At 56.1% G+C, this 15576-nt stretch carries 13 protein-coding genes and 1 tRNA gene; 5 read left to right on the top strand and 9 right to left on the bottom strand.

The annotated features are described in order from the left end of the window. Nucleotides 1-83: 83 nt before the first annotated feature. Nucleotides 84-1337 carry a hypothetical protein gene (locus FPL19_RS03050; protein ID WP_191965208.1) on the bottom strand — a complete coding sequence of 418 codons (1254 nt, stop codon included), beginning with the start codon at nucleotides 1335-1337 and terminating at the stop codon, nucleotides 84-86. A 731-nt stretch (nucleotides 1338-2068) separates the two neighbouring features. On the opposite strand from FPL19_RS03050, the gene FPL19_RS03040 reads away from it, so the two are divergent. Continuing rightward, nucleotides 2069-2428, top strand: coding sequence for a YajD family HNH nuclease (locus FPL19_RS03040; RefSeq protein ID WP_150910480.1), 360 nt, complete (start codon nucleotides 2069-2071; stop codon nucleotides 2426-2428). Nucleotides 2429-2531: 103 nt separating this feature from the next. Here FPL19_RS03040 and FPL19_RS03030 read toward each other — a convergent pair whose 3' ends face one another. After that, nucleotides 2532-2876 (bottom strand): DUF2956 domain-containing protein, encoded by a 345-nt coding sequence (locus tag FPL19_RS03030; RefSeq protein ID WP_150910478.1) that lies wholly within the window; start codon nucleotides 2874-2876, stop codon nucleotides 2532-2534. A gap of 138 nt (nucleotides 2877-3014) precedes the next feature. Here FPL19_RS03030 and FPL19_RS03025 point away from each other — a divergent pair, with 138 nt between their 5' ends. Next, on the top strand, nucleotides 3015-3671 hold the full coding sequence (locus FPL19_RS03025; RefSeq protein WP_263656795.1) for a glutathione S-transferase: 657 nt from the start codon (nucleotides 3015-3017) through the stop codon (nucleotides 3669-3671). Nucleotides 3672-3720: 49 nt separating this feature from the next. Here the strand turns inward: FPL19_RS03025 and FPL19_RS03020 are convergent, their stop codons facing one another. Beyond that, nucleotides 3721-4152 (bottom strand): tautomerase family protein, encoded by a 432-nt coding sequence (locus FPL19_RS03020; RefSeq protein WP_150910476.1) that lies wholly within the window; start codon nucleotides 4150-4152, stop codon nucleotides 3721-3723. Between the two features lie 148 nt (nucleotides 4153-4300). Between FPL19_RS03020 and FPL19_RS03015 the strand changes: the two genes are divergently transcribed. After that, nucleotides 4301-4756, top strand: a complete 456-nt coding sequence (locus FPL19_RS03015) for a metallophosphoesterase family protein (protein ID WP_150910474.1) — start codon at nucleotides 4301-4303, stop codon at nucleotides 4754-4756. A 78-nt stretch (nucleotides 4757-4834) separates the two neighbouring features. Then, nucleotides 4835-4908: transfer RNA gene (locus tag FPL19_RS03010), tRNA-Gly, on the top strand. Between the two features lie 58 nt (nucleotides 4909-4966). On the opposite strand, the gene FPL19_RS03005 is transcribed toward FPL19_RS03010, so the two are convergent. From FPL19_RS03005 to FPL19_RS02995, 3 genes are read right to left on the bottom strand one after another with little or no spacing between them, the layout of a single operon-like run. After that, nucleotides 4967-5755: a cobalamin-binding protein gene (locus tag FPL19_RS03005; RefSeq protein WP_150910473.1), complete on the bottom strand. Its 789-nt coding sequence runs from the start codon at nucleotides 5753-5755 to the stop codon at nucleotides 4967-4969. Between the two features lie 37 nt (nucleotides 5756-5792). Continuing rightward, nucleotides 5793-6473: a hypothetical protein gene (locus tag FPL19_RS03000; RefSeq protein WP_150910471.1), complete on the bottom strand. Its 681-nt coding sequence runs from the start codon at nucleotides 6471-6473 to the stop codon at nucleotides 5793-5795. A 41-nt stretch (nucleotides 6474-6514) separates the two neighbouring features. Beyond that, a complete protein-coding gene (locus tag FPL19_RS02995) occupies nucleotides 6515-7858 on the bottom strand; it encodes a hypothetical protein (RefSeq protein WP_225314273.1) in 1344 nt (447 codons plus the stop codon). A gap of 188 nt (nucleotides 7859-8046) precedes the next feature. Here FPL19_RS02995 and FPL19_RS02990 point away from each other — a divergent pair, with 188 nt between their 5' ends. Beyond that, complete coding sequence (locus FPL19_RS02990; protein ID WP_150910469.1) at nucleotides 8047-8541, top strand: hypothetical protein; 495 nt, start codon at nucleotides 8047-8049, stop codon at nucleotides 8539-8541. Nucleotides 8542-8597: 56 nt separating this feature from the next. Here the strand turns inward: FPL19_RS02990 and FPL19_RS02985 are convergent, their stop codons facing one another. The 3 genes from FPL19_RS02985 to FPL19_RS02975 are packed head-to-tail and all read right to left on the bottom strand — an operon-like array spanning nucleotide 8598 to nucleotide 15567. Continuing rightward, nucleotides 8598-9791 (bottom strand): MFS transporter, encoded by a 1194-nt coding sequence (locus FPL19_RS02985; protein ID WP_150910467.1) that lies wholly within the window; start codon nucleotides 9789-9791, stop codon nucleotides 8598-8600. Further along, the gene (locus tag FPL19_RS02980) at nucleotides 9788-14833 is read right to left on the bottom strand and encodes a diguanylate cyclase (protein WP_150910465.1); all 5046 of its coding nucleotides are present in this window, start codon (nucleotides 14831-14833) and stop codon (nucleotides 9788-9790) included. The genes FPL19_RS02985 and FPL19_RS02980 overlap by 4 nt, the downstream gene beginning before the upstream one ends. Then, complete coding sequence (locus tag FPL19_RS02975) at nucleotides 14833-15567, bottom strand: hypothetical protein (RefSeq protein WP_150910463.1); 735 nt, start codon at nucleotides 15565-15567, stop codon at nucleotides 14833-14835. Before FPL19_RS02975 ends, FPL19_RS02980 begins: the two co-directional genes overlap by 1 nt. Between the last annotated feature and the right edge of the window lie 9 nt (nucleotides 15568-15576).

Genomic DNA, 15576 nt, shown 5'->3' with positions numbered 1-15576 from the left:
CGCCTCACCATAGTTTGTCCCGAAAAGCGCGAAGGTGACGGACGAGGCAAAATTACCCCGCCCGTCTTTATTCTTCGTGACTGTTACTGCTGACTGGCCCAGCCGTTCATCAGGTCATGATAGCTGGTCCGGTAGCGCTTGATCTCCAAAGGTGTGCCGGTATGGTCGGAGATATGGTTCACGAATGCGCGTTGAAACGCTAGCCCAGGGTCCTTGTCAGTAGCCTCGGGGTTTTCCGGGTCAAATGCGACCGAAGGCTGCCATATATGCGGAGTATCGGTGTTGGATTTCATTGACTGCATCATGTCGACAATAGTTGCTGTGCCATTGTTCTCATGAACGTATTTGTAAGCAAGCCCGTAATGTTTATACATGAAACCTGAGTCATAGCCCGAAAGTTCTTCATCGAGGAAGCTGACAATATTGGCCGCATTCAGATTGTGATGATGGTCGACTGAAGCAATGGATTGACCCGCCAGATACACAGCCTGCCCCTCGGTAAACCAGCGAGGCATGACTGCAAACGGATTGCTTTGGCCAACATGAGAAATATTCGCCTGAACAAAATGAACGATTTCGTGAGTGAAAATTTCGCCAACCCTGCTGTGATATGTCGAGGTTTCCGGTGGAACCTGAATTCCAAGCTGGGAGCCCTCGCCAAACTGTGAACCGCTCATGCCGGGGCTCAGGCAGACAACCATGGACTCGCGTGGCAGCAGTAGGTCAGCGAGGGTTGCGCTCGTTCCGGCATACCCCAACATAGGGGCGTAAGATTCAGCGAATGCCAATTGGTCCTGAAGAGACAGGGTTTGCCATGTCTCCCAGTCAAGGGCTTCCGTTTCGGATTGGGTCTCTATGGCGGCAACGCTCAGGCTTGGATCGGTTCCGGACTCGTACTGTGTCCAGCTGCGATATCCGGATACCAGTCTCGACAAATGGTCCAGTGTAAAATGTGGTCGTTGCGCTACGAACTCATCCCAGCTGATTCCAAATTTACCCATCACCAGATCCAGGCGGGTCTGAATCATGGTAGAAACCACCCGAAAGTCGGTTTCACTGAATGCGGTCGAACCGTAAACCCGTATCCGGCCATCCTCCGTCTCAAAATAATGCGTTTCTCCTGAACAAGAGCGACCATTCTGGCCACCGGCTAGCGTTAAATTCTGGGGATAGGCTGTGCCATCGACAGATGCGTCCTTGAACTGTCCGGCGACATAATCCTTTTCGGATGGAAGGCCGCTGCCGCCTTCATCATCATCGCCGCTGATGCATGCGGAAAGGCCCATCGTTAACGCCGCAGCTACTACAGCCCTGAGCAAAGGATTCTTTTTGAGCATTTTTAATTCCATTTTTTTGGATGGACCACTGATTCCGGTCGCTGGAAGGTTCGGATTTATATAACCAGAGGGAATCTAGGAGGGCGTGATTAGGTTGGCAACTGAAAGAGCGTTAAACAATGTAAAAAGTGCATCCATAATCATTATTTACTCAGATTTGTAACTGATAACTCGCACCCTTTGGGTGTGCCGGCCCTGCCATAACGCGATTCATCGAGCATGTTGAGGGAAACCGGGACAGATCTATTTTCTCGGCTTCTCTAATGACTCAGCGCTAGAGTGAGTCACTACCAACCGTCACCTTGCTTCAGTTAAAATCGGCCGCCAGCGCAGAAAGGATTCTGTGTTTCAAAAGCAAGGAGGAGCTGATGCCCAGACAGGCCGGGGTGATCGTGCCCGGTTTTCCCCACCATATTGTTCAGCGCGGCCATAACCGGCAAGCGGTGTTCGTCGAACGCCGTGACTTTGAGTACTAACGATACCTTGACCGCAATTCCTCAGTTGATGAAGCGTCTGGCTCGTCGGCAGACTCGCCTTGTGAATGCCCTCGAGAAACGTAGTGGGTCGCTGTGAAAACCGGGATAGATCTATTTTCCCTTAAAGACAAAAAATTTAATAAAGAAGATAATTAGACCTAACCAGTCGCTGGTGGTGACGCCACTCGTTGGCGATCACGGCGCGCCACAGCTTTAACTTGGCTGTAAGGAAACGATACGGACTCAGGTTTCGCTATGAATAAAAAAACCACTTTCGACCAAGTTCGGGCTGAACAGCTGAAATACAACGCGAAGCGAGCTTCGGGCTATCGAGAGCAGGCGCTGAAACTCTTTCCCCATATTTGTGGCCGCTGTGCGCGGGAGTTTGCTGGCAAGAATCTATCGGAGTTAACTGTGCATCATGTCGACCATAACCACGATAACAATCCGCCGGACGGCAGTAATTGGGAACTCTTGTGTCTTTATTGCCACGATGAGGAGCACTCAAAATTTGAAAATCTCGTGCGTTATGGCAGTAGAAAAGAAAGCAATCAAGCCCCGGCAACCCATAATCCCTTCGCAGGTTTAAAGGAAAAAATGGATCAGAAGAAGTAGCTCGGACATAAAACCGGGACAGATCTATTTTTTGAAACCGGCGGTCGCCTGCACACCGCCATCCGCGAAGACGCCAGCATGAACCTGGCCGCCATTGATTCGTTTAGCCCCCCAGGCCCAAGCCCAGTATATAGAGACCGATTCCAGTCCAGGTGATCAGTAGCAGCGCCCAAGGTAGCCATGGGGTTCGATAGTGGATCTCGGATTTTGCAGGATTTTGTTCCGCGCTTTCGGTCGCTGTTTGGTGTTGTCCTTTTTTGCGCTGTTTGTCTTTTTCCCGGGCTTTGGCTTTTTGCTGTTTTTTATACTGATCAATGCCCTTCTCGATACCCTGCGCAATCATTTTTGTCTGCTCCTTGCTTTGCCGGGGCCGCTGAGTCGCCTTTGCCATGGCCAAGGCTTCCTCCTGGGTTTGCGGTGACGGTTGCTGCTTTTTGATTTTTGCCATAGGGCTCGGCTCGGGTTGTTGGTGAATGGGCTATTGGAGCGCATCGCAGGGGGCGGCGTCGAATGTTTCCACGCTCACCGTGCTTCGGTTAAGATCGGCGTCGTTTATTCAGCCAGGAGCCACGCCATTACCTTTCCGCTGCCTCGTTTATATTCTTTCCGTCGTTGTCCTTACGCTATGCGTGCTCGGCTTGGGATCTTGTTTGCCGGACTGACGGTGGAGCTGCGGGAGATCGTGCTAAAAAACAAACCGGCGCAGATGCTGGCGGTCAGTCCCAAAGGCACGGTTCCTGTTCTGGAGCTGGCAGGAGGCGATCGTTCTGAGAGGCTCGTTATTGAGGAAAGCAGGGAAATCGTCGAATGGGCTTTGCGGCAGAGTGACCCGAAGGGTTTGTTGAACACGGATTTAGTAAGCGCTAATGCCCTGATCGACCGAAACGATAATGAATTCAAACACTGGCTGGATCGTTATAAATACGCGGATCACCATCCAGAACTCTCCCAGTGGGATTACCAGCAAAAGGGTGAGGTGTTTTTGAAGTCGTTGGAAAGCCTATTAGCCAAGAACCGGTATCTCCTGGGGAGCAACATCAGCATCGCTGATATTGGCATCATGCCCTTTGTACGCCAGTTCGCCCATGTCGATCGGGAGGTGTTTTACAGTCTGCCCTATCCGAATTTACAGAAATGGCTGAGGGATTGGCTGGAACATCCAGTGTTCCTGCAGGCCATGATCAAATTCCAGCCCTGGCAGGAAGGTGATGACAGGGTGGTATTTCCAAGCGACAGTCACTAACTCTAACGATCAGGCGACCACGGAAACCGGGACAGATCTATTATCTTGGTCATTTGGGTAAACTGGACCTTTTTTCTGGAGTCATTTCCCGCTCCCACTCAGCTTCGTCTCCCGGCGCTGGCAGAAACCGGCCAAACTCGATCATCTGAGTGGCTGGAATATCCTGGAGATAGATCCAGACGTCTTCGGCAGTGATGCCCGCAATTCGGGCGATCTCTTCAAGTATCTGGCTCATCAGGGCCTGCTTGATCTCGTTACTGCGGCCTTGCCGTACCAGGCCGTGCACGTAAACCTGGGGCGTCGTGTTCACTCTGCCACCTACAAAGTGCTCGCCCTCATTGGTAGCGAAAAACAGAACCTGGGCAAAAAAGCGGGGCGCGCCGGTGTGTGTGCTATGGGCCGTTGTTATGGCCTCCGCGATCTGTGATTTCTGCTGCTGCGACAGGGAAAGATTCGCGACCGTGACGGTATAAGTGGGCATGGGGAAGTCCTACCGGGAGTGACATGGTTTTACCTGTTCTGGCCGACATTGAGAATCAGGTGGTCTTGTTTCACTATAGCAACGCTTACCTGCATGGCCATGCGCACTGGCCGTGTGGGTGTGATTGAGGAATCAGGAGGGCGTGAGCATGCAAATCGGAGTGATCGCAGACACCCACAGTAAAATGCGCCCCGAAGCCCTGGAGGTTTTGAAAGGCTCGGACCTGATCCTTCACGCCGGTGACGTCGGGCGGGACGAGGTTCTGGAAGCGCTGGAGGCGATCGCCCCGTTGGTTGCGATCCGGGGCAATATCGACACAGCAGGGCGCGCAGCGGCGCTTCCCGATGTCCGGGATCTGGATTTCCTCGGCCACGCTTTTTACATGCTCCACGACGTCAAAACCCTCGACATCGATCCGCAAGGCCGTTATCGCGTGGTCATCGCCGGCCATTCCCACAAACCCCGTAATGAATGGATTGGCGATGTGCTTTATTTCAATCCAGGTGGCGCCGGGCCCCGGCGCTTTACTCTGCCGATCACGGTGGGGCGGTTGCAGGTGAGTGAAGACGGTGTTGTTGGTGAGATTATTGAAATGCCGGTTTAAGGGAAAACCGGGATCGTTTTAGTTTCCGAGCGGATGCTTGTCAGCGTGCGACTGCAGGCCTATATTGGGCCGCAGGATGCGGGTGTAGCTCAATGGCAGAGCAGAAGCTTCCCAAGCTTACGACGAGGGTTCGATTCCCTTCACCCGCTCCATCTGCCTCCTAAAGGTCTGCGAAAACCGGGACAGATTTATTGCCCGGTCTTTGCTGGCTCACACCCGATCAATAATCCCACACAACGCATCCAACCCGTCCGTCAGCGCCGCAGGCCCCGGCTGAAGGATCAGCGGTGACTTGATCTCGTACAGGTGGTTGTTCTGCACTGCGGGTATCTCTGCCCAGCCGGGGCGCTGGGCAACCTGTTCCGGGCGGAACTTTCGCCCGCACCAGGAACCGATGATGATGTCCGGTTTGCGGGTTATGACGTCCTCGGGGTTCTCGATGATGCGTTCCCTGGCGCCGGGTTCCGCAGCCTTTTCTGGAAAGATGTCCTCGCCGCCGGCAATGCCGATCAGCTCGGACACCCAGCCAATGCCGGTAATCATGGGGTCGCCCCATTCTTCGAAGTAAACCCGCGGACGGTCCTGGGGCGATCTATTATTGCGCTCTGATTTTATTGCTTCCACCCGGTCAGATAGCTCTTGAGCGTAAGCGTCGGTTTTCTCGGCCAGGCCCAGCATGCCGCCCAGGGTTCGGATCATGGAGAGGATGCTGGCAACGCTACGCTGGTTGAACACATGCACGGCCACGCCGCTGCGAACCAGTTCGGCCGCAATGTCTGCCTGCATGTCGGAAAACCCCACCACCAGGTCCGGCTTCAGCTCCAGGATTTTCCCGACCTTTGCCGAGGTGAAGGCAGAGACTTTCGGCTTTTCCTTGCGGGCTCGCTCGGGTCGCACGGTAAACCCGGAGATGCCGACGATGCGGTCCTCGGCGCCGATGGCGTAAAGGGTCTCTGTGGTTTCTTCGGTCAGGCAGACGATGCGCTGAGGATAATTCATGGGGCATTTTACCTTGGACGTGAGGGGTTCCTCCTCATCATTCGTTGGTATCCGGGAAGTTTCTCAACAGTCTGTATTTGATGCTGTTGTTGTTTGCCTCGATGACCTCGACAAGCGCGCCCTTGTAACCAATGGTCGAGCTTTCGGATAGATCATATTCAACTTCATTGTTAAAAGCGGGGCGAGCCAAATTGCTTGAGAACTCGCGATAGCCGATGTTGATTTTGTCTCCGACTCTGCCGCTGTAGATCAGCGTTTGCTGGAAGCTGTTACTGGTCTCAGAGATTGCCTCCTGCCGTTCAAACTGTCCTGCATAACAGCTTTCTACTCCAAAAACTGTGACTACGCAGATCTGGTCGTTTTGATTGTGGTTAACAGAAAGAGCATTAAATGGGTCTGCCAGGAGATTTTTGGTTACGCCTGAGGCCTCGTAGAAATCCTGGGAAGAATCAAAGCCGAGTTGGGCATAAGTTTTTGCAGGTATGTTGTACATTGCTCCGTCGATCGGTTGAAGCACTCGAAGTACTTCGATTTGGGATATCACCCCCTTTTCTACCATGTGGTCGCCAACATAGGCGGTGACCGTTTTGTCGATCGGCGGATAGCTTACCTTTTGCATCTCGGTTTTTGCGCCATTGTACTGAACTGACGTGCATCCTGAGAAAAGACTCAGCGTTAGGAGTGAAATAATCAATGAGCGCTTGGTACTTGCCAACATATGTTTGCCTTTGCGGTGGGAAAATTAATCGAAAATCGGTGCTACGTTTCCGAGGATATTTCTTCTTCATCGTTCGCTAGTTCACGTTCTGATCTAGAGATTTTGGGTGGCGGCGGCGTCCAGGCCTTCAAAAGCTGCCCCGCCTCCTGATAAAAGTGCGGCACCGCCTTTTCAAGTTCCTCAACAAATACCTTCCGCCCGCTGAACTTGCCAGCCAGATCCACCTCATAGACAACTTCCAGCGTTGTCGCCGCAGTATTGGATGTATCCGATTCCAGCAACTCCGGCGAATTCCGCAGGTCTTTCAGCGCTTGGTAGGTTGTCTCTGCCTTGCCGGGCCTTGTAGCCCGAATAAAGACTCCGCCGGGCTCCGTCTTCTTCAGTTGGCGCAGCAACCAGTTAACTCTGGCTTTGGTGCTCTGCTTATCTTTCGGCGCCGTAAGGCGCATAGAGCAGTAGATCATTCGCCGCTGAAGGTCTGCCGTTACTTCCAGATCCGCCGCTGCGTTGATGATGTGGAGTGCGCAATTCAGTGTCGGTGTTTTGCAGAAGGCATCGGCATCGTCTTTCAAGCGTTTAGCAGCATCCAGGCGGTGGTCGTTTTTTAATTTCAGAGAAACATCGCTTCCGGTAAGGCGGGACATGATCAGGCAAAGGTCCCGTTGTTCCTGGTGCCAGGCAGCAATGGTGTTCTGGACCTCATCGCTGGTTTTTGCGAGTGGGGCGTTGCTCTTCACTTTGTTGACGACGTCTTTCCACTCCGCGTTCATCTGGTCGAAATGGCTGATGCCCGAGCGGTCGCTTTCCAGGTAGCGCAGTATTTCGCCGAGGATGAATACCTGGTCCTCGTCTTCCACGCCATCGTTTTTGAGCAGGAGCTGGCATTGAGTTCGGATGAAGGCCCATGACCAGTGGAAGAGCGATACTGACTTGGTGGCGTTCTTTGAGAGCTTTACGGGGTGGTGCGTTGGAAGTGCCGCAAATTGGTTAGTGATGGTGATCACAGCATCCAGCTTGTGGTTTTTTGCCTGCTGGAGGTAACGGGATACCTGTTCCTCGCCAACCGTGTCGTTGCCCACTTTGGCTTCTATCAGCGCCCGCCACTCACGCCTGCCGGTGCTGAGGACCAGCAGGCCGTCTGGTCGATCTTTGTTTTTGACGGCTTTCTTGTCTTCATTCTGGAAGACCACTTCTGTCCACGCTTCCAGTTTTGCGCTAGTACCAACACGCACGCCCAGAGACTTCAGCAGGGACTGGCGCAGTTCAAGTACGGAACGCAGGCCTGCCATGATGATGGAGACTGATTTCAGTTCTCTTGTGCTGTCTGGGGTAATTGGGATGAGTCGGGCAGGTTCACCGCCAATTAGGTAGTCGGGACGAGGCATCAGAGAGCGCTCCATGCTGTTATTAGAATTAGGTTCCTAACTGAGCCTAGCAGTGATCTAGAGTTATGCCTGTTTGTTAAGTGATGAATTGTTAAACGGTGAAAAAGGTAAGGGCGGCTCATGGTGTATGGGAACGGCAGCGCGTAGGGTTCGTGGCTCAGGGAAAAACACCAATACAAAGAGGATCTATGAAAAAACTCATGCTATCTGCTGTTGTCGCGACGAGCGTCGGCATTTCCGGCTGCGCTTCCATCATTTCAGACAGCAACTACCCAGTGACGATTAATAGCTCTCCGGATGGCGCATCGTTCAAGGTTGTGAACATTGATAACGGAATGGCCGTTATGAAAGGGGAGACTCCCGCCACGATCTCACTGGGAGCGTCCAGCGGCTTTTTCTCGCGGGCGACGTATTCAGTTGAGTTTGATAAGCCTGGCTACGATTCTCAGAGTTTTGTTCTGGAATCTTCTGTTGATGGTTGGTACTTCGCCAATATCCTGTTCGGCGGCCTGATCGGCCTGCTTATTGTGGACCCGGCCACGGGCGCAATGTGGAAACTGGATGACACTATGCTGATCTCGCTGAGCAAAAAGGAAGTGAAAGAGGGTGACGACACGCTATCTATCATGACGCTTGATCAGGTTCCGATGGAGCTTCGGGATGAGATGGTGCCTTTGAACTGAGTTAGTTTCGCGTTCCTTCGCGATGAGTTACAAAAATCTCGAAAACCGGGACGGATCTATTTCCCCCCCGACCGTTCCCGCTGAATCAGCAGTACCAAAGCCAGCGCCGCCAGTGTTCCCATCACAGCGGCGAAAGTGATCCCGGTCGTCTTCAGGCTGGTCACGCTCGCCATCAATCCCAGGCCGATCACCGGCACCGAGATCGCGATATAGGCCACAACAAAGAAGGTGGACGTCACCGCGGCCTTCTCCCTGACAGGGCTGGCTGCGGCGATGGCGCCCATGCCGGCGCGGAATGAGATGCCCTGGCCCATACCGGCAATCACAGCACCCACCACGAACAGCGCGAGGGACTGGGTGTATATGCCCAGCGCTATCGGAATCACCCCGAGCATCAGGGAAACGCAGCCCAGAGGTAGGCGCAGCCTGAGCGGCAGTGTGCCCTGCAGGAACTGACCCAGGGTTGAGGCGATGAAGATGCTGCCGGCCACAACGCCGATCAACAACCGATTGTCGTAGCCCAGGACCTTGCCCATCATCGCCGGGGCGATGGATGTGAAGAAGCCGCACATGGCGAAGCCTGCGAAACCGGCAATGGCGGCGGGAATAAATACTCCGCGGACTTCCGCTGGCACGTTCAGGCGCTGGATGGACAGTTTTGGGCGAGCGGGTTTCGAGACGGTCTCAGGCGCTGCCCAGATGCAGCACACGGCCAGCACAGCCATGGCAATGTGCACCAGAAAGGTCAGGTGCAGTGGCCAGGGCAGGTACTGGGAAAGTGCACCAGCTAACATCGGGCCCAGGCCCAGCCCACCCATGTTCGCTGCCGTGGCAAAGAAAGTGGCTTTCTCCCGCCAGTGGGGCGGGGCAAGTTCAATGACGGCCACCGTGGCCGTGCCGGTAAAGATCCCTGCGGACAGCCCCGACAGCACCCGGCCGGTCAGGATCATCGCCAGGCCATCGGCCTGCAGGAACACCAGGTCACTGATGATGGAGCAAGCCAGGCCCGCAAACAGCAAAGGCCGGCGGCCTATCTGATCAGACCAGCGCCCGGTCAGTACCAGTGCGGCGATCACACCAAAGGCATAGGTGGCAAAGATGATGGTGATCATCAGGTCGGAAAACCCGAAATTGGCCTGGTAGATCGGGTAAAGAGGCGTCGGCATGGTGGTGCCGATCATCGTGACACTGAAAGTGAAGGCTGCGCCCAGGAAAATCAGCAGCGGGAACCAGCGGTGTTCCGGAGTCATCGGGCAACTTCGACACGGTTACGACCGGTTTGTTTGGCACGATAGAGGGCTAGATCGGCCTGATAGACGACCTCCTCGATGCTGGTGTCGTCATCCGGGACTGCGGCGGCGCACCCTACACTCACGGTAACGAATTCGCCGACTGAAGAGTGGGCGTGTTCAATGCCGAGTCTTTCGACCGCGAGCCTCACATTCTCGGCAACTCTCGCCGCGCCGTCGCTGTCTGTGTTGGGCAGTATCAGCAGAAACTCTTCGCCGCCATACCGCGCCACCATGTCGCTGGAGCGGTTCATTTCATTTTTGAGGGCGCCGGCCACTTCAGTCAGGCAAATGTCCCCACGCTGGTGGCCGTAGTTGTCGTTGTAGGCTTTGAAGTGATCGACGTCGAGCATGATGACCGACAGCGGCTGGCGCTGCCGCCGTAGGCGCAGCCAGGTATCCTGCAGATAAGCATCACCTGACCGGCGATTGGCAACACCGGTAAGCCCATCCCGGTCCGCCAGTCTTTGCAGTTCCTCATTCAGCGCCTCGAGTTCGGCCGTTCGCTCGGCCACCTTATCTTCGAGCAGGAGGGTATACTCCTGAACCTGCTCGTACAGCCGCGCGTTCTCGATAGCGACGGATGCCTGCGCTGCCAGAAGCTGGATGACCTCGACGCGTTCCTCAGTAAACACGCCGTCAGCGAGGTTATTCTCCATGTAAACGGCCGCCTCCAGGCGGTCGCGATGGATCGGAACGCACAGGATGGAGCGAGGTTTAAGGTTGCGAACATAGGGGTCGTTGCTGAAGCGTTCATCCTGCTGGGCACTGTTCAACACGATGGCCTTGTTCGTTGTAAAAACCTGGCTGATCACGCTCATGGGTACGGGTATGCCATTGCCATCGCGGTCGCACAATACCAGGTGGCCCGGTATGGAACCCGCAGGCTGCTTGTCTTCTGGCAATATGCACGATTCGATAACGCACTGACCCTGTTCACGGACGATCACACATCCCCACTGGGCTCCCGCGTTCTGTAGCAATATGGCGAGGGTCTTTTCGAGCAGCTGCTCGAGTACCATTTCACCTGAGATTTCCCGCGAAGCTCGCATCACGGATTCCAGATCAAGGTCACCGGCGTTTCCGCTGCCGGCCAACGCCGACGCCGGGTGCAGCTCGTGGAGCACCGGAAATTCCGCCTCCAGCTGGAGAACCTTGCGATGCGCCCCCCAGCGCTTGAAAAGCCCATAGGCGCCGCGCAGGTAGCCCTCGGCGGATCTGGGCCTGCCGCAGTGAATCAGCAGTCTTGCAGCGCGCTCGTAAGCCGTTGCCTCGTCGCGCAGGAAGCCGTGTTTGCGGGCGCCGTCGATGGCCTGGTCATAGAGCGCAAGCGCTTTTTCCGGTTGATTGTCCAGCCGGGCAAGTTCGGCCGTCATCAGGTGTTGAAGGTGGCGAAAATTCGCTTCGCAGTTGTCGGCCCAGAGGGTCATCCTGGCCAGGTCCTGCTCGAGCCGGGACCGGGTCGATGCCTGTTCTTCCGGCGTCATGGTCGGGAAAACACTGGTCAGGGTCAGGTTGGCGACCAGGTAGAATCGAGTCAGCTGGGGCAATGACATGGCCGAGCGAATCAGTTCATCCTGCTTGCGAACATTGTGCAGGGCGCGCTCCAGACTGCCGTGCAGAAGATTGACCTCGGCGTTGTAGATATAGTGGTTGGCCAGCCCGGTTAAAAATCCGCGATCGCGCATCTGTCTGAGGCACTCATCCTCGTCGAAGTCGCTGCTGCTGAGAGAATGGGCAGAGAGTGTGTCGCCAAGCATGTTGCGCTGCATCTGCAGGAACAGCGTGCCGGAGTCCAGCGAGTCCTGGTAGGCGCATTCCCGCACGATCTCGAGATTTTCGCGGTGCAGTGTTGCGGCCGTTTCCAGGTCCAGCCCCGGGTCCCAGATCACGCAGTCCTGGGCGCTGTAGGCTAGATAGAGCAAGTCTCCGGACTGATAGCCCGCCTCGATACCTTTGCGGAACCAGGCCGTGAGAGTTGACCAGTGATGGGTCCAGTGGTGCACAAACATCGCGTACACGTAGATGACCCGGGCGCGCAGGCTGATATCGTCCAGGCGCTCATTAATGGCAAGGCCAACGCGGGCAAACTGGTAACCTTCGGCCGGCTGGTCGAGCTCTCCGCACAGCAGCATCCCGTAAGCGGCATAGGCGAACGCCGCTTCGGGCGAATTGCCCCGCGCAAGCGCGAGGTTGACCGATTTGAGCACCAGGTAACTGAACAGCTGACTGCCAGAGAGAAAAGCGGCCGCAAAAATCTCCATCAGCAGCCGCATGGCCGCAAGCGTCGCCGGGTCTTCAATGGTTGGCGCCTCAACCAGCTGCTCGATTTTACGGTCCCCGAGAAGCCGGCGAACCTGCTCTCGCTCGGCGTCGACGTCCGACTGGGTCGGGTTGCGGGCAAAATCGATACCCAACAGGGCGAGGCCCTCAATCGCCGCTTCAATGGACTCGGCCATGCGGCCCTGTGTTGCGTTCTGCCGTGTTCGCACGGCCAGCACATCGGCCCGTGCCAGGTCAGAGTCCGCGCGCTCAAACATCCGCGCCAGCCAGAGGTCTGCCTGCTCCGTGTGGCCGTTGAGATAGTGGGCGAGCTGCATCTCGGTGGTCAGGCTGTCCACCAGCTCGGGCGCGGATTGCCAGGCACGCTTTGGCATGACCTCTTCGGCCAGTGCCAGGTAGGCCTGGGCCTGGCGGTAAGCGGAGGACTCCCGGGCGCGGATACCGGCGCGCAGGTTCAGTTCTGCCAGTTGTTGCAGTTCGTCTGTCTGCTGAATGAGGGAGCGGCCCTGATTCAGGTGATTTACGATGTCGATCAGATGTTCGTTGGAAACCTCACCGCCTTCATCCTGTTGCATCAGTCGGCCAACCGTCAGATGCATGGCAGGCAGATCGCTTTCATCAATCAGGTTGTAGGCGGCTTGCTGCACGCGGTCATGCTGGAAACGGTAGCGGGGATTAATGCTGACGGATTCGTTACTGTGGCTCGCCAACCGGTAGTCGCCGTGCAGAGGCAGCACGGTGTACTGCTTGAGCGCGGGCAAAAGGGCCAGCGCTGTTTCGGCCACAGAGTGCTCGTAGATGGTTGCCAGGGTGCGCAGTTGGAATGTATTGCCGATGCAGGCCGCCAACTGCAGGACGTGCTGTGTTGGCGCTGGCAACTGCCTCAGCCCATCGAGCATGAAGGTCACTACATCGCCGCTGGCCTTCTCCCAGCTTGCCTCATCCAGTTGCCACTGCCATTGCCCGGTTGAGGGATCAGGCCAGATTGCCCTCTGAGCGTGGAGATGACGAAGGAGTTCGTTGGTAAAAAACGGATTTCCCTTTGCCTTCTGATAGAGCAATTCGCTCAGTGGCTCTACGTCCTCGGCCGGTCTGCGCAGGGTGTCGGCAACCAGATGGCCCACGGATTTCTGGCAAAGTGGCTTTAGTGCTATGTCAAAGAGCACGGGTTGGCCTTCAAGATCATCCAGCAGCAGTCGCAGCGGGTGTCCCGGCCCAACTTCATTACTCCGGTAGGCACCGATCAGAAGCAGATGGCTTTGCTCCCGGCTCATCGCGATGCGTCGTATTAGATCAATGGTGGGTTGATCACTCCACTGCAGGTCATCCAGAAACAGCACGACAGGATGATCTTCTGTGGCGAAGGCTCGCAAAAAAGCGGTCAGCAACAGTTGCAGGCGGTTACGGCTTTCCGCCGGTGGCAGTGACGCAATGGGTGGCTGTTCTCCGATGATGAGCGTCAGTTCGGGCACCATGTCGGTCACCAGAGCGCCGTTCGGGCCCAGGGCACCCTGAAGCCTGTCGCGCCATTGGCTGAGCCGATCCTCCGGCTCCAGCAGAATCTGTTGCACCAGGCCCCGGAATGTCTCGGCGAGTGCCGAATAGGCTTCGCTTCTCTGAAACTGGTCAAATTTGCTCTGCACCAGAAAACCGCGCTCTCTGATCTGATGCTGGTCAAGTTCGTTCACCAGGGCGGACTTGCCGACACCCGAATAGCCATGCACCAGGCAGAGACGGGTTTGCCCGGCGACGGCTTCGTCAAACAGGCTGAGCAGTTTAACGAGTTCTGATTCGCGTCCGTAGAGCGACTGCGAGGTCAGGAACTGCTGGCGCTGGTCCTGCTCGCCCAGGGCGAAGGCGTTAGGGGATTTGCCCTGCTTAAGCGATGCGATGCAACGGTTCAGGTCGTGCAGCAAACCCTGGCTACTCTGGTATCGGTCATCTGGAGACTTCGCCAGCAGCTTCAGAACAATATCCGAGACAGGCCGGGGTACTGTTGGCACCTTCTTCGACAGGTCCGGGGCAACCCGACTGATGTGCTGGTGTACCCAGTCGAGTGTGGTTTCAGCTTTAAAGGGGAGTTCGCCTGCCAGCAGTTCGTACAGCAGTATCCCCAGTGAGTACAGGTCGGACCGGTAATCAAGGCTGCGATTCATGCGTCCGGTTTGTTCGGGTGAGGCGTAGGGGAGGAGCGAACGGGTGTGCAGCGAGTATTCGGTTCCCTGGCGTTCCTGTCCCAACTCCGAAGCGATGCTGAAGCCGCTTAGTGCGAAGGCATTGCGCTCGGTGTTGATGAGCACGTTGTTCGGGCCCAGTGCCTTGTGGACGATGCCGCGGGCGTGAATGTCGCCGAGTATTTCGGCCAGTGTGTGCGCGATTTCAAGAGCGTTCAGTGTTGCAAGCTGACCCTCGGGTGCACGGGCGAGCAGCGATGCCAGTGACCGGTCGTAGTCGTCTGAGATCAGTCCCACATTGCCGCTGCCAAACGAAATCACCTGGCGAACTTTGCGAACGCCCACAACGTCGTCCAGTTGCGCTGCGATACTGGCCTCCCGCTGCAATGCGGCGACCTGCAGCCGATCCGGATAGTCGCTGTCGAGGGTTTCAATAAGAACCGAGCAATTGTCGCTCTGTCGCGACGCACGGAACGCTGCCCGCCCGGCGCTGCGCCACAGGCAGGAAAGTATCTTGAAACCCGGTATCTCGATATGGCCGTGCATCAGTGGCCGAACAGTCGATCGAAGGTTTGCGTGTACGCCTCATGCGCGTTATCGCGCACCGGCTTGCCGTGTCCGCAGAGCGCATGTTGGAACGTCATTGAGCCGAGTCGTTTAAAGTCTTCCGCGCCGGGGGCGGCCGCCTGCATCCAGACCGGGCCAACGTTTGCGGGCGTAAAAAAGCCCATGCCTTCCATGCGCTCGCGGGAAGCGTCGCAGAAATGTTCGTCTGCTGATATCCAGTTCTGAAGGGCGTCGCAGGCAATCAGAATGCCGCCGTCCCGTTCCAGTCGGATGATGGCTTCGGGAATCTGCGTCGTCTGAAAAAGAAAAACGGAGGCGTTGTTAATCGGAAGGGGGCCGCCTTCACTGAGCACCCGGGTGTTCACAGCGTCGGAGTCAATGTCTTTATCGAGGCCGGGCAGGGTCCAGTAAGTCGCCCCGTAGCGGTCCAGATAAAAGGCATCGTCGCGCCCGTGGAGCGCGCCGAGGCGCATCACGTCTGTGACCTTTCCAAGCTTCTCCAGGCTGGCCAGCCCGTTCTCGTCCAGACGGACTGCGTTGATCAGGACCAGTCTATCGCCGTCTTTTACCACGGTCATGTTGCGGCTGAATTTCCAGTCCATGTCCATCAACACGGTTTCCATGGCACCGCTGACAACAAACACGTCGGAGAACACGTCCTCAATGTCGCCGTGTGCCAGTGCCGGTGCAAAAGTTTTGTCTGCCTGATCCATCTGGATTTC

It is taken from the genome of Marinobacter halotolerans, from assembly GCF_008795985.1.
GTDB lineage: Bacteria > Pseudomonadota > Gammaproteobacteria > Pseudomonadales > Oleiphilaceae > Marinobacter > Marinobacter halotolerans.
Note: the sequence above shows the minus strand (reverse complement) of the source record. Positions and strands in the feature narration are given on the sequence as shown.